Raw genomic sequence first — 12,783 nt, 5'->3', positions numbered from 1 at the left:
TCCCTAAATTCAGCCCTTAAAAGATCTTAAAAAATTCGAATTGAATGATCGCATCAAAAAAGACCTGCTACGCTATCGAATGAATCCAGGGCTGCCGCGCAAATCGGTAGTCATCCGTATTTTTCACACGGTTGTCATTCATTTATATCCGAATCATGAAGCCGTATATTTCGTCGCTGCTTGCCGGAATGCTCGCCGGCGCAGTCTATTACCTGATCGGCGTGCAATCGCCCGCTCCGCCCACCATCGCGCTGGTTGGCCTGCTGGGCATCCTTGCCGGCGAACAGATCCTGCCGGTCGCACGAAGGATGCTCGCAGGCATCCATTTGAGAACCGCGTGGAGCGAGGCGAAGTGCAGCCAGCACATGTTCGGCTCCCTGCCCGGCGCCCAGGGGGCCGATGCCGCCGCGAAGAAACGTCAATCGACACCGTCGTGACCCACGGTGATTGACCGGATTCTGGGCGGCCGATCGGCGGACGACACGCGGGTAAGCCGGAACGCGAGGCACCCGCGAAAGCCGGGCCCGGCCGGTACGGTTCCCCCGTGCGCTGACGCCCCGGAAATGGCGCACGTCGCCAATACCGGTCGGGCGCTGAAATCGCGCGACGCAATCTTGCCCGGACCAGGATAGCGCTCCGGCGGCGACGCCTTGATGAATTGTTCTGAATCGTATTGGACTCGGCGGTGCTTGGCGATAACATGACAGCCCGACGCCCCCGTGGAATTCATCATGAAGCTGTCATTCGAAGCGCTCGAGGCCCTGGACGCGATCGACCGCACCGGCACGTTCGCCGAGGCCGCGGAGCTCCTGCACCGCGTACCGTCTGCGCTGACTTATCTCGTACAAAAGCTCGAAAGCGACCTCGACGTCGCACTGTTCGACCGGAGCGGGCGCCGGGCGAAGCTCACGCACGCGGGGCGCGTGGTCGTCGAAGAGGGCCGCCGGCTGCTGCATGCCGCCGAACAGCTCGAACGCAAGGCGCAGCGTGCACAGGAGGGCTGGGAAACCGAGGTTCGCATCTGTATCGACGAAATCCTGCCGTTCGAGGCGCTGTGGCCCTACGTGCATACGTTCTACGGACTCGAGATGAACACGCGGCTGCGCCTGTCCACCGAAGTCCTCGGCGGCACCTGGGATGCGCTGATTTCGCGCCGCGCGGATCTCGTCGTCGGCGCGGCGGGCGAGCCGCCGGAACTGCCGGACATCGTCGCGCGGCCGATCGGCACGCTCAGGCATGTGTTCGCCGTCGCCCCGACCCATCCGCTCGCGGCGCTGCCCGAGCCGCTGTCGATGGCGTCGGTCGTCGAGCACCGCGGCGCCGTCATCAGCGATACTTCTCGCGAACTGCAGCCGCGCTCGGTCGCCGTCGACGCCGGGCAGCCGTATCTCGCGGTCCCCACGCTTGCCGCAAAACTGGCCGCGCAATGCGAAGGACTCGCGGTGGGCACGCTGCCGGATTGCATCGCGGCGCGCGCGATCGCGCAGGGCAAGCTTGTCGCCCGCAAGGTGACCGGCATGCGCGACACGACGCATTGCTATATCGCGTGGCGCGGCGACGAGGCCGGACGCGCGCTGCACTGGTGGGTCGATCAGCTCGCCCGCCCCGACCTCGTCGACCGGTTCACCGCGCTCGCCTGATTCCGCCGCTCGTCGGTCGCGCGTCTCGACCGAACGTTTCCCGGCGATCTCCGGCCGCATCAGGCGAACGAATCGTGCAGGCGCTTCATCTCCTTCTCGAGCCACTCGATCAGTTTGAACGATGCGTGCGCCTTTGCGGCCGGCGGGATCATCATCTTCTCCTCGGTCGCGATGTGTTCGGTCAGGGATTCGCACATCAACCGTCCGAGTTCCGGTTTCCTCGCGATCAGCGGCGTCAGGTCGCGGCTGCTCAATTGATAGGCCGTCACGGCAGTCACCGCGTAGACACTCGCGTGAAGCTGCGTGCCGGCCAGCACGACGGACTGGCCGATCGCGTCGCCGGGCGCCATCCTCCTGACCTCGATGTCGCCGGTCGCGCCCGGCACGAACACCGACGCGACACCGGCCCCGACGATCGTCAGCAGGCGCGTATCGGAATTCGACGCGTAGATCACCTCCCCTTTGTGGAATACGCGTGACGCCAGCGCCTCGGCCAGCACCGCCAGATCCTCGTCATCGAGTTGCCTGAAGAGTTCGACCGCGCGCAGCAGCCGTTGACCGTGCGACATCGGCCGGTGCGCCGCGGCCGTCCCGCCAAGCGGGCGCAGCGCGATGTCCGCGGCGGCCAGGTGCCGGTGGGCCAGATCGTAGAGCCGGTTGCGCACCGCCACCTTTTTTTGCAGCGCGTCGACGTAACAGACGAGTTCGTATTCGACAGAGTTGGTTCTGAATGCCTTGACGATCGAGACCGGCGCCGGACTGGCCAGCACGTCCAGCGAACTGGCGGCCGCCCGGTCGAGCGCATCGACCACGACGGCCGGCCGCACTCCCGGATCGATCTCGATCGTCAGCGTCACGCCGTGCACGCTCGGGGGTTCGCTCAGGTTGACGATCGTCGCCTTCGCCGCCGTGCTGTTAGGCACGACGACCAGGTTGCCGAGGCTGTTGATCATCTTGGTCGCGCGCCAGTTGCTTTCGACAATCCGGCCTTCCAGCTCGCCGATCGCCACCGTATCGCCCAGGCGAAACGGCTGGGTGGTATTCAGGACGAGGCCGGAAAACACGTCGTTCAGCGTGTTCTGGACGGCCAGGCCCAGGATCACGGCCACCGCGCCCGAGGTCGCGACCAGGCCGCTCAGCGGCAGGCCCAGTACGTAGCCGAGCGCGGCCACCGCGGCCGCGCCGAACACGGCGCCTGCGGCGATGTCATGAAACAGTCGCTGGTTGCGCCACGCGCGCGGCAGCAGCAGATGGTCGAGCATCAGGCTGAACACCAGCGCGCACTGCAGCCACCATGCGACGCCGATCGCCTGGATCGCCAGCCGGTCGATCCGGTCGGGCGACACCGGCACCGCGAGCGGGCTCACGCCGGTTGCGAACAGCACATAGGTCAGCGCGGCGAACGACGCGCAGCGCCAGACCGCTTTCGTCGTCGAACGACCTGGCCCGAGCAACCGCCATGCAACGAGGTCGGCAGCGACGATCGGCGCGCCGTAAGCGACCGTGACGGACAGGTTCAACATGCCGGAACGGGCCGCGTGTGCGCTGCGCGACGGACCGGGAGTCGGCGCGATCGCATGACGCGCTACCCGATCCGGCGAGCGGCCGCCGGCAGCGAATCGTGGCGAGAAAGGTCGGACTGGACAGGTTTCATGCGGTAGTCGTTCGATGACGCGCGAAGTCGCGGCGGCAACGCATGTGTCGCTACCGCCCCGCGCTGGCATTCAGTGGCGGCGACATCGATGCGTTGCGGTACGGTGCGAGCCGGCCTGCTGCGCGCACGCCTGCGAATCGCCGACGGTCTCCGTGCATGCAATGTAGACGCACCGACCGCCCAGATCCTGTGTTCATGCTGAATCGTTCTGAATTCGCCGGCGGTGCGTGCCCTTGCGTTTCGCACGGCCGCAACCCGGCCCCGCCCGCGTCGCATCCGAACCCGTGCACGCGGGATCACGCGTCGTGTACGACGTGCGTCGGCCCCGAGGCATGGGCGAGCGCGGCGGCATAGGCGGCCAGCAGGCGCACGCGTGCATCTTCGCGCGCCCGTGTCTCGTCCATCGTGCGCATTGCATCGAGCGCTACGCGCGCCCTTTCGCGACATTCGTCCACCAGCGACAGGTCGAACAGGCACGGTACCGCGACAGCCGCCAGCGCGATGCCGACTTCGGCATCGCCATTCGGCGAAAACGCCCAGTCGAGCGCCGCGCGCAGATTGCCGAGTTCGCGCCGGATCATGTCGAGCCGCGATTCGGCCCGCGGCCCGTCTTCGGCGTCGTCGTCTCCGCCGGGCGCAAGCCTGAACAACGTATGGAAATAGTTCGCGTGTGCGCGTGCCGCGGCCGCGCATTCGCCGTTGTTCTCGAGCTGCTGCAGCGCATAGGCGCGCGTCGTGGTCAGCAGCCGGTAGCGCGGTGTGCCGTGCGCGCTCTCGAGGCCCAGCAGCGACTTCGAGACCAGGCCGGCGATCGTGTCGAGCAGGTCCGCATCGGCCAACCCCTTCGTTCCGACGATATCGCGCACCGCGTCGATCGAGAAGCTGTCGCGGAACACGCCGAGCCACCGCAACAACAGGCGCTCCGCGTCCCCGAGCAAGCGGTAGCTCCAGTCGTACATCGCCTGCAGCGTCTGATGACGCGGCAAGGCCGTACGAAAACCGCCGGTCAGCAACCTGAAATGGTCGTCGAGATGCGCGGCCAGCACATCGATGCCGAGCACGGCAGCGCGGGCCGCTGCCAGTTCGATGGCGAGCGGGAGACCGTCGAGACGCCGGCATACCGACGCCATCAGCGCCACGCTGCGTTCGTCGAGCGGAAAGCGGGGATCGGCGGCCCGCGCGCGCGCCGAGAACAGTTGCACCGCGCTGGCGCTCAGGGCCATGGCATCGTCGGCCCCTTCGCCGGGGACGTCGAGCGGCGGAATCGGACACAGCCGCTCGCCCTGGATACGCAGCGCCTCGCGGCTGGTCGCGAGGACGCGCAATCCGGCGTCGGACTCGGTCAGTGCGGTCGCGATCTGCGCGGCGGCGTCGAGCAGATGCTCGCAATTGTCGAGCACCAGCAACATCCGGCGGTCCGCCACGTTCGCCAGCACCGCTTCGAGCGTCGGCGATCCGGTCGGCTCCACGATGCCGAACGCGCCCGCCAGTGCAGCGGGCACGAATCGCGGGCACGCAACCGTGGCGAGCGACACGAACGCGGCGCCATCCGGAAAGCTCGCTTCGGCGCGCATGGCCGCTTCGAGCGCGACCCGCGTCTTGCCGATGCCGCCCGCACCGACCAGCGTCACGACGCGCGCGGTGTCGAGCGCGGCAAGGACGTCGGCGACGGTCTGCTCGCGGCCGACGAGCGCGGTCGGCGCGGCCGTCAGCCGCGACGTCGCGGGACGGGCGGGCACCGTGACTTCGGCGTGGCCGCCAACCAGCCGATAACCGCGCCCCGGCACCGTGACGATCAGGTTCCGGTCGTCGGCGAGCGCCTTGCGCAACGCGGCGATATGCACCTGCAGGTTGTTTTCCTCCACGATCGTGTGCGGCCACACGCGCTGCATGATTTCGTCTTTCGATACCAACGCGCCGTTCGCACGAATCAGGAGTTCGAGAATTTCGAATGCGCGACTGCCGATACGCAGCAGCTTGCCATTCGAGCGAATTTCACGTCTGTCGAGAAAAACGTGAAGTGTTCCGATCCGGATCATGGGAATTTTTAATCGATTGCATTCATCGATGCCCTGTCAGAAATGACACCGGTTTGACGACAATGCTACGGCATTTGTCCGGTCGAATGATTCAAATAATCAGAACTCAAGGAGCAAATTTTTTGAATCGATGAAAACGACGATCGCCGCGACATCGTGAGCCGCCCGGCCTGGCGCGGCACGGTCCAGCGCGGCGCCCTGCATTGTCAATGCGTGAAATGGCCGTTTACCCATGAACGCGTTTCGTAGGACAAAACGGCTGATTCGCTGAATTCAATTTCGTAGTCTCGTGAATTGAAATGACGTTCGGATGGCTTGCGAGAAAAAAGCCGGTAACAACGACGTGCACGGCGCGGCGAAACCGATTCCGGTCGTGACGGCCGGTCGGATTTTCCGTTCAGAACGATTCAGGCGCCGCTCAGGACATTCAGCGGCGCGGCGCGCGACGATGGTTCCAAGGCGCCAGCGTCAAGCGACTGCCGTCACGCCGCGAGGAACACGAGCATGGGCAACCTTATCGCCGGCATCCGGATTCCCGACGGCCCGATCGCACGGGAGGCCGCCGCGGCCGTGCGCGCCGGCGAACCGGAACTCCTGTTCCGGCACGCGATGCGCGTGTTCGCGTTCGCGTCGATCATCGGGCGGCGTCGCGGCGTCGCATTCGACGCCGAGCTGCTGTACGTCGCCGCGCTGTTCCATGACTTCGGACTGACGGAGCGCTACCGGCATTCACGCCAGCGCTTCGAAATCGACGGCGCGAATGCCGCGCACGCATTCCTCGGCGGCTACGGTGTCGCCGCCGACGATGCGGCGGAGGTGTGGCGTGCGATCGCGCTGCACACGGCCTTCGGCATTCACGCGTACATGACGCCGTTGACGGCGTTGCTCGGCGCAGGCATCGAGACGGATCTCTTCGCACGTCATTTCGACGAGGTGAGCCGGTCCGAACGTGACGAGATCGTCAACGCGTGGCCACGCGGCCCGTGTTTCAAGGAACTGTTCCTCGAGGCGTTCGCCGCGGGCACCGCGCATCGCCCCGCGACCGCGTTCGGGAACGTCTGCGCCGACGTGCTCGAGCGGTGCGACCCGGACTATCGTCGGACGAATTTCTGCGGCCTGGTGCTCGGGTCGAAATGGACGGAGTGAGGCGGCCGGTGGCTGCCCGCTCGGCCATGCCACGTCACGGCGGCACCCGCCGTCGAGCCATGCTCGGGCGAAAACCAGCAGTTCGTCGTTCAATCGCTGCGCGTGCGTCGGTCAGCCACGGTCGACGGACAGGCCGTGCCGCTTCAGGTCAGGAACGGGACAGCCTGACGATGAACCGGTCCAGTTCGGACGCGAGGATCACCTCCCGGTAGTTCGCGGGGCGCTTCGCGCCGCGCCATTGCGGCTTGTAGATCGCGTCGCCGGTATGAATCGTGATGCCGGTCAGCGCACAGCGCCCGAGGGCGCGGGACTTTGCGCTGATCCAGCGCTGCTCGTCGTACCGGCAGCGCGTCGGATCGCTCCATGAGATCAACACCGACGAATCGGTCTGCCGCTCGGCGGCGACGATCGCGCACCGGCGGCGCACGCCGCCGCTCGACGCGGGCGGCGCGTCGTCGCGATGGCGGCGGCGCACGGGGTCCGGGTCGCGAAGCTGCGACGGCGCGCAGCGGCTCGCGGCCGGCGACGGGTCGAGCAGCGTCATCACGTGCTCCCAGCGATTGAATTCGTCCATGGCGGCGTACCCAGGCAAGTGGCGAGGGGTCCGGATGTTGCGCACCCGTCCGCGTCGCGAGCGCCATCCGCCGACGCGGACCGGCACCGACCCGCGACGGGATGACCTGATGCTGACGATAGCGAGCCGCCGCTGAAGAGTCTTTATTCCGGGCTTAATTTTTCTGGCCGGCGGGTTTGCGCGGCATGCGCCGCCACCGGCTTCATGACAATTCAGCGCGATTTCAGTACAGGCCGCAAGGCCGCGGGATAGGCTCCTGTCGGCGTTCGTTCGCTGCCTTCGCGCGCCTGCCGGCCCGCGACCGCGAACGCACGCCGGCTGCCGGCGCGATTGCCGCATGCGGGCAGATCCGAACCATCCATCCAACGCGGCATCGTTCCACCTCACGTTCAAGGAGTTCCAATGCGTCCAGCAGACATCGACGCCGTTCCCTCGGTGCGTCGCCGAGACATGCTGCTTGCCGGCGCGACCGCCGTTGCCGCCGCCGCGCTGCCGGCTGCAGCCGCCGCCGCTGCCCCCAAACACGCCACTTCCGCCCATCATGGAGCCCATGCGATGAACACGATCACCACCCAAGACGGTACGCAGATTTACTTCAAGGACTGGGGCAGCGGCCGCCCGGTCGTCTTCTCGCACGGCTGGCCGCTGTGCGCCGACGCGTGGGACGCGCAGATGCTGTTCCTCGTGCAGCACGGCTATCGCGTGATCGCGCATGACCGTCGCGGTCACGGCCGCTCGAGCCAGCCGTCGCAAGGCAACGACATGGACACGTATGCCGACGATCTCGCGGCGCTGATGAATGCGCTCGACCTGCGCGAAGCCACGCTCGTCGGCCACTCCACCGGCGGCGGCGAAGTCGCGCACTACATCGGGCGCCACGGCACGAAGCGCGTGTCGAAAGCCGTGCTGATCGGCGCCGTGCCGCCGCAGATGGTGAAATCGGCGTCCAATCCCGGCGGCCTGCCGATGGACGTGTTCGACGGAATCCGCAAGAACGTCGCCGAGAACCGCTCGCAGTTCTACAAGGATCTCGCCGTGCCGTTCTTCGGCTTCAACCGTCCGAATGCCAAGGTGTCGCAGGGCACGATCGATGCGTTCTGGGCACAGGGCATGATGGGCGGCATCCATGGCCAGTATCTGTGCGTCAAGGAATTCTCCGAGGTCGACTACACCGACGACCTGAAGAAGATCGACGTCCCGACGCTGATCCTGCACGGCGACGACGACCAGATCGTGCCGATCGACGATTCGGCCCGCCTGTCCGCGAAGATCGTGAAGCACGCGGAGCTCAAGGTGATCCCCGGCGGGTCGCACGGGATGTGCGTCGTCAATGCCGACCGGATCAACGCCGAACTGCTCGCATTTCTGAAGGCGTAAGTACAAGCGTCACCGTACGGCGCGCCCGGCCGTCACGCCGGCGCGCCGGCGCGCCGTTTGGCACGTTTCAGGATTTTTCAGGTCGTCGCGATTCCGTTGCGGCGTGCGCGATCGCCAGGATCGTCGCCGCGGGATCGCCGCCGCTCCGGCGACGCGCGCTCATGGCGTACGCGCCGGCCTGAGCAGCATGCCGATCAGCGCCCCCGCGACCGCCAACGCCATCGCGACACGGAAATTGTCGGCGAGCGCAAGCGTCGTCGCCTGGACGCGGACGGCCCGATCGAGCAACATATAGGCCGCCTGGTCGCCCGTCGCGAAGGTCGCGCCGTGCGACACGAGCGCCGCCGCGCCGGCCCGCAAGCGCTCCAGCGTTTGTGGATCCGACAGCGTGACATGCAGACCGACGAGATTCGAATGGGTAGCCTCCATGATGCGCTGGACCACCGCGATCGACGTCGTGCCGAGCTGCCCGCTCAGCAGGCGCGTCGTCTGCACGACGGCGCCGAACGTCAGCGCATGCTCGGCCGTCATGTGCTTGCCGAAGAAGAACACGACCGACGTGAGCGCCATCGTCTGACCCAGTGCCTGGAGCAGTTGCGACGGGATGAAGTCGGGTTCGGCCCAGACGGGCGTGAGCTGCGCGCCGAGCGCGAACGCGACCGCCACCATCGCGAAGCCGGCCACGATCAGCCGGCGCGGATCGACGCGCTGCAGCAGCCATGCGACGCACGGCGCGAACAGCAGTTGCGGCATCGCGATCCAGCGCAGCGTATCGCCGATCTGCAGCGGGCGCAGCCCGTAGGTGCTCGCGAGAAACGCCGACGGAATGAAACTCGTGTTGAGCACGGTAAAGCGCACGAGGCCGACGAGCAGGATCAGCAACGCGACGTTGGGCAGCGCGAGGTAGCCGAGATCGATCCCGGCCCGTCGCGACGCCAGTTCGTGGATCAGGAACGCGGCCACCATCACGATGCCGATGCCCAGCAGCGCGACGATCAGCGGCGACTGGAACCAGAACAGCCGCTCGCCCTGATCGAGCGCGACGCACAGGCACGCGAACCCGCCGGCGCCGAGCAGCATGCCGCGCGTGTCGATGCCGGACGCGAAGCGCTTGATCGGCTCGGTCGACAGCGACAGCATCAGGCAGACGATGAACGGCACGGTCAGCAGGGCGTTCTGCCAGAACAGCCAGCGCCAGCTCAGGTGTTCGCTGTACCACCCTTCGAGGGTCGCCGACAGGTTGAGCGACATCTCGAGGTTCATCGCATACGCGGCGATGCCGAATGGAATCAGCCGCGGCGGCAGCGTGCGGACGACGAACCCGACGGTCAGCGGCACGAACACGCCGGACGCGAACCCGGCGAGGCTCTGGAACACGATGAACGTGCCGAAGTTCGAACACAGCGGCAGCACGCTTTCGACGACCAGGAATACCGCGGCACCCGCCAGCAGCACGCGACGCGTGCCGAACACGAAGGCCGCCGCGATCGCGAGCGGCCCGACGAACATCTGCGCGGCGGTGAACGCGGTGTTGATCCACGCGCCCTCGTCGAACCCGACGCCGAGCGCGCCGCGCACGTCGGCGAGCCCGAGCGACGTGATGCGCGACGTCAAGGTCGAAATGATCGCGCCGAGCAGCACCGCCGCGATCGCGGCGATCGACCGAAACGTCGGTATATCGGAGGCCGGCGCTGCGGCCGGCCCCGGTGTCGCGCCACCGGGGGCGAACGTGGTGTTCATCGTCGAGCGGCTCCCGCACAAAAGGCTCGCGCAAGCATAGCGCGATGTAGCGAATCCCGTCTGTTCCATGGAGTGTCCCGATCGTGACCACGAACTCGCCGGACGTGCCGCCCACTTCCCCCGCGCGCTCGCGCAAGTGGCCGGTCATATTGATCGCCGGATGCGCGCTGTTGCTCGTCGCGCTGCTGGTCTACGAATTCGACGCGCATGACCGCGGCACCGACGACGCGTACGTGACGGGCCACCTGCACGTGATCTCGCCGCGCGTGGCCGGCACGGTCGAGCGTGTGCTGGTGAACGACAACCAGTTCGTGCACGCGGGCGCCCCGCTCGTGCGGCTCGATCCGCGCGATTTCGACGTGCGCGTCGCGCTGCAGCGGGCCCGCGTCGCGCAGGCGCATTCCGATGCGAGCCGCGCGAAGGCGCTGGTCGAGCAAGCCGACGCGGCGCTCGTGTCGGCACGCGCGGACGCCGAGAAGGCCGAGCTCGACTACGCACGCGCACGCGAACTGACCCGCGAAACCCCGCGCGGCTTGTCGCAGCAGGAGTTCGACGCCGCCAACGCGGCACGCAAGTCCGCCCGCGCGCGCATCGACGCGGCCGAGGCGCAGCAGCGCAGCGCGCAGGCCGCGCGGCAGGCTGCCGATGCGGTGTCGGACCAGAACGACGCCGAGTTGCGCGATGCAGAGCTGCAGCTTCAGTACACCACCGTCGTGGCGCCGTCGGACGGCTACGTTGGCAAGAAGACGGTCGAGACCGGCGAGCATGTCGCACCCGGTCAGGCGCTGCTCACGGTCGTCGAACCGCACCCGTGGGTGGTGGCGAACTTCCGCGAAACCCAGCTTCGGCATGTGCGCACCGGCGACGTCGTGCAGTTGCGCTTCGACGCGCTGCCGAACCGGACTTTCAGCGGACACGTCGACAGCCTGTCGCCCGCGACGGGCGGGCAATTTGCGCTGTTGCCGCCCGACAACGCGACCGGCAATTTCACGAAGGTCACGCAGCGGGTGCCCGTCAAGATCCTGCTGGACGGCCCGGCGTCGACCGAACCGCGCATTCGGCCCGGCCTGTCGGTGATCGTCTCGCTGCAACGCGGCCGCACACAGCCATGACCCGCATCGCCGCCCTGCTCGCTGCCGCCCTGCTGAGCGCGTGCACGATCGCGCCGCAGCCGCTCGCGCCCGTCGCGGTCGGTTCCGACCGGTTCCGCCATGCGGATGCGCCCGGCGAAGCCGCACCGTCGCTCGTCGACTGGCCCGCATCGTTCGGCGATCCGCCACTCGTCGCGCTCGTCGATGCCGCGCTCGCCGGCAACCACGACATTCGCGCCGCCGCGGCGCGCGTCGACCAGGCGCAGGCGCTGCTCGGGGTGCGCGAAGCCGCACTGGCGCCGACCGTCGGCGTCGATCCGTCGTTCAGCCGCTCGCGCGTATCCGGCACGGTCGACAACGCATTGCCGAAGCGCACGATGCACAACTGGTCGGTGCCGTTCAACGCCGGCTATGAAGTCGATCTGTGGGGGCGCCTGCGCGGCGATGCGGAGATCGGCAGGCAGAACGTGCTGCAGGCCGACGCGGATCGTGCGGCCGTTCGCCTGCGCGTCGCGACCGATGTCGCGAGCGACTACCTGACGCTCCATTTCGTCGAGCAGGATCTCGCGACGCTCGCCCGCGCGATCGAACTGCGGCGCACCGCGCTCGACGTGATCGCCGCGCGCGTGCGGGCCGGCGCGGCAAGCGATCTCGACGCGCTGCGTGCGGCGGCCGATCTCGATACGGCTCGGGCCGATCTCGCGGACAGCCGGCGGCTGCGCGAAAACCTCGTCGACGCGCTCGCCGTGCTGACCGGTGTCTCGCCGACCGCCTTCACGGTCGCGCCGACCGCATCCGACCTGCGCGTGCCGGCGGTGCCGCCCGGCCTGCCGTCCGCGCTGCTCGCGCGACGCCCGGACGTCTATGCGGCGGCGCGCCGCGTCGACGCCGCGTCGCTCGACATCGGCGTCGCCCGCACCGCGTGGCTCCCGACCTTGACGCTGACCGCCCAGGGCGGGTTCGCCAGCCGCGACCTCGGCACGTTTCTCGATCGCAACAGTTCGCTGTGGGGCCTCGGCGCGAGCGTGGCCGAAACGGTGTTCGACGGCGGCAAGCGCGAGGCCGCGGTGGCCGCCGCGACGGCCGGCGCGGCACTCGCCGACGCGAACTATCGCGCGACCGCGCTGGGCGCGCTGCGCGAGGTCCAGGATGCGCTCAACGACATCGCCGCGCAGAAGGAGCGGATCGTGCGCTACGACAGCGCGGCCCGCGCCACCGAAGCAGCGGCGCGGTTGTCGCTGAGCCGTTACGGGCACGGCTATGTCAGTTACCTCGAGGTCATCGATGCGGACCGGGACGCGCTGACTGCGCAGCGCCAGCTGATTCACAGCCGCCAGGCACTCGCCATCGCGACGGTCAATCTCATACGCGCGCTGGGCGGCGGCTGGACGCCGCCTGCAGCGAAACCGGCGAACGTCGCGAATCGCGAAGACCGGTTCTGAAAAAACACCAACGCGCCTCCGGCCCCCGGTCAAGCGGGCTCACGCGTTTTCATGTCGCTCTTACGCTTGCCTAACGTTTT

At 67.7% G+C, this 12,783-nt stretch carries 10 protein-coding genes; 6 read left to right on the top strand and 4 right to left on the bottom strand.

Features of this window, described 5'->3' with window-relative positions; translation table 11 throughout:
• Positions 1-155 precede the first annotated feature (155 nt).
• A complete protein-coding gene (locus tag HWX39_RS18150) occupies positions 156-437 on the top strand; it encodes a XapX domain-containing protein (RefSeq protein ID WP_175969359.1) in 282 nt (93 codons plus the stop codon).
• Positions 438-731: 294 nt separating this feature from the next.
• Entirely contained in the window at positions 732-1,640 is a 909-nt protein-coding gene (locus HWX39_RS18145) for a LysR family transcriptional regulator (protein WP_175969358.1), read from the top strand.
• A gap of 59 nt (positions 1,641-1,699) precedes the next feature.
• Here HWX39_RS18145 and HWX39_RS18140 read toward each other — a convergent pair whose 3' ends face one another.
• Together HWX39_RS18140 and HWX39_RS18135 are read right to left on the bottom strand one after the other, a co-directional pair.
• Positions 1,700-3,163, bottom strand: coding sequence for a mechanosensitive ion channel family protein (locus tag HWX39_RS18140; RefSeq protein ID WP_175969357.1), 1,464 nt, complete (start codon positions 3,161-3,163; stop codon positions 1,700-1,702).
• A 427-nt stretch (positions 3,164-3,590) separates the two neighbouring features.
• On the bottom strand, positions 3,591-5,333 hold the full coding sequence (locus tag HWX39_RS18135) for a winged helix-turn-helix domain-containing protein (protein ID WP_175969356.1): 1,743 nt from the start codon (positions 5,331-5,333) through the stop codon (positions 3,591-3,593).
• A gap of 504 nt (positions 5,334-5,837) precedes the next feature.
• Here HWX39_RS18135 and HWX39_RS18130 point away from each other — a divergent pair.
• On the top strand, positions 5,838-6,479 hold the full coding sequence (locus HWX39_RS18130; protein ID WP_175969355.1) for an HD domain-containing protein: 642 nt from the start codon (positions 5,838-5,840) through the stop codon (positions 6,477-6,479).
• A 148-nt stretch (positions 6,480-6,627) separates the two neighbouring features.
• Here the strand turns inward: HWX39_RS18130 and HWX39_RS18125 are convergent, their stop codons facing one another.
• Positions 6,628-7,053 carry a DUF3331 domain-containing protein gene (locus HWX39_RS18125; RefSeq protein WP_175969354.1) on the bottom strand — a complete coding sequence of 142 codons (426 nt, stop codon included), beginning with the start codon at positions 7,051-7,053 and terminating at the stop codon, positions 6,628-6,630.
• Positions 7,054-7,608: 555 nt separating this feature from the next.
• On the opposite strand from HWX39_RS18125, the gene HWX39_RS18120 reads away from it, so the two are divergent.
• The gene (locus HWX39_RS18120; RefSeq protein WP_175969353.1) at positions 7,609-8,430 is read left to right on the top strand and encodes an alpha/beta hydrolase; all 822 of its coding nucleotides are present in this window, start codon (positions 7,609-7,611) and stop codon (positions 8,428-8,430) included.
• A gap of 159 nt (positions 8,431-8,589) precedes the next feature.
• On the opposite strand, the gene HWX39_RS18115 is transcribed toward HWX39_RS18120, so the two are convergent.
• The gene (locus HWX39_RS18115; protein WP_175969352.1) at positions 8,590-10,170 is read right to left on the bottom strand and encodes an MFS transporter; all 1,581 of its coding nucleotides are present in this window, start codon (positions 10,168-10,170) and stop codon (positions 8,590-8,592) included.
• An 83-nt stretch (positions 10,171-10,253) separates the two neighbouring features.
• Between HWX39_RS18115 and HWX39_RS18110 the strand changes: the two genes are divergently transcribed.
• Both HWX39_RS18110 and HWX39_RS18105 read left to right on the top strand, forming a co-directional pair.
• Positions 10,254-11,282 (top strand): HlyD family secretion protein, encoded by a 1,029-nt coding sequence (locus HWX39_RS18110; RefSeq protein ID WP_175969351.1) that lies wholly within the window; start codon positions 10,254-10,256, stop codon positions 11,280-11,282.
• The gene (locus HWX39_RS18105) at positions 11,279-12,703 is read left to right on the top strand and encodes an efflux transporter outer membrane subunit (protein WP_175969350.1); all 1,425 of its coding nucleotides are present in this window, start codon (positions 11,279-11,281) and stop codon (positions 12,701-12,703) included. The genes HWX39_RS18110 and HWX39_RS18105 overlap by 4 nt, the downstream gene beginning before the upstream one ends.
• The last annotated feature ends 80 nt before the right edge of the window (positions 12,704-12,783 follow it).

Source organism: Burkholderia sp. BCC0322, assembly GCF_902833045.1.
Classification (GTDB): domain Bacteria; phylum Pseudomonadota; class Gammaproteobacteria; order Burkholderiales; family Burkholderiaceae; genus Burkholderia.
This window is presented reverse-complemented; position numbering and strand designations above follow the sequence as displayed.

Coding starts and splice junctions, on each gene's coding strand:
- HWX39_RS18150 (WP_175969359.1), top strand. CDS start 156: ATGAAGCCGTATATTTCGTCGCTGCTTGCCGGAATGCTCGCCGGCGCA.
- HWX39_RS18105 (WP_175969350.1), top strand. CDS start 11,279: ATGACCCGCATCGCCGCCCTGCTCGCTGCCGCCCTGCTGAGCGCGTGC.
- HWX39_RS18140 (WP_175969357.1), bottom strand. CDS start 3,163: ATGTTGAACCTGTCCGTCACGGTCGCTTACGGCGCGCCGATCGTCGCT.
- HWX39_RS18125 (WP_175969354.1), bottom strand. CDS start 7,053: ATGGACGAATTCAATCGCTGGGAGCACGTGATGACGCTGCTCGACCCG.
- HWX39_RS18145 (WP_175969358.1), top strand. CDS start 732: ATGAAGCTGTCATTCGAAGCGCTCGAGGCCCTGGACGCGATCGACCGC.
- HWX39_RS18115 (WP_175969352.1), bottom strand. CDS start 10,170: ATGAACACCACGTTCGCCCCCGGTGGCGCGACACCGGGGCCGGCCGCA.
- HWX39_RS18120 (WP_175969353.1), top strand. CDS start 7,609: ATGAACACGATCACCACCCAAGACGGTACGCAGATTTACTTCAAGGAC.
- HWX39_RS18135 (WP_175969356.1), bottom strand. CDS start 5,333: ATGATCCGGATCGGAACACTTCACGTTTTTCTCGACAGACGTGAAATT.
- HWX39_RS18130 (WP_175969355.1), top strand. CDS start 5,838: ATGGGCAACCTTATCGCCGGCATCCGGATTCCCGACGGCCCGATCGCA.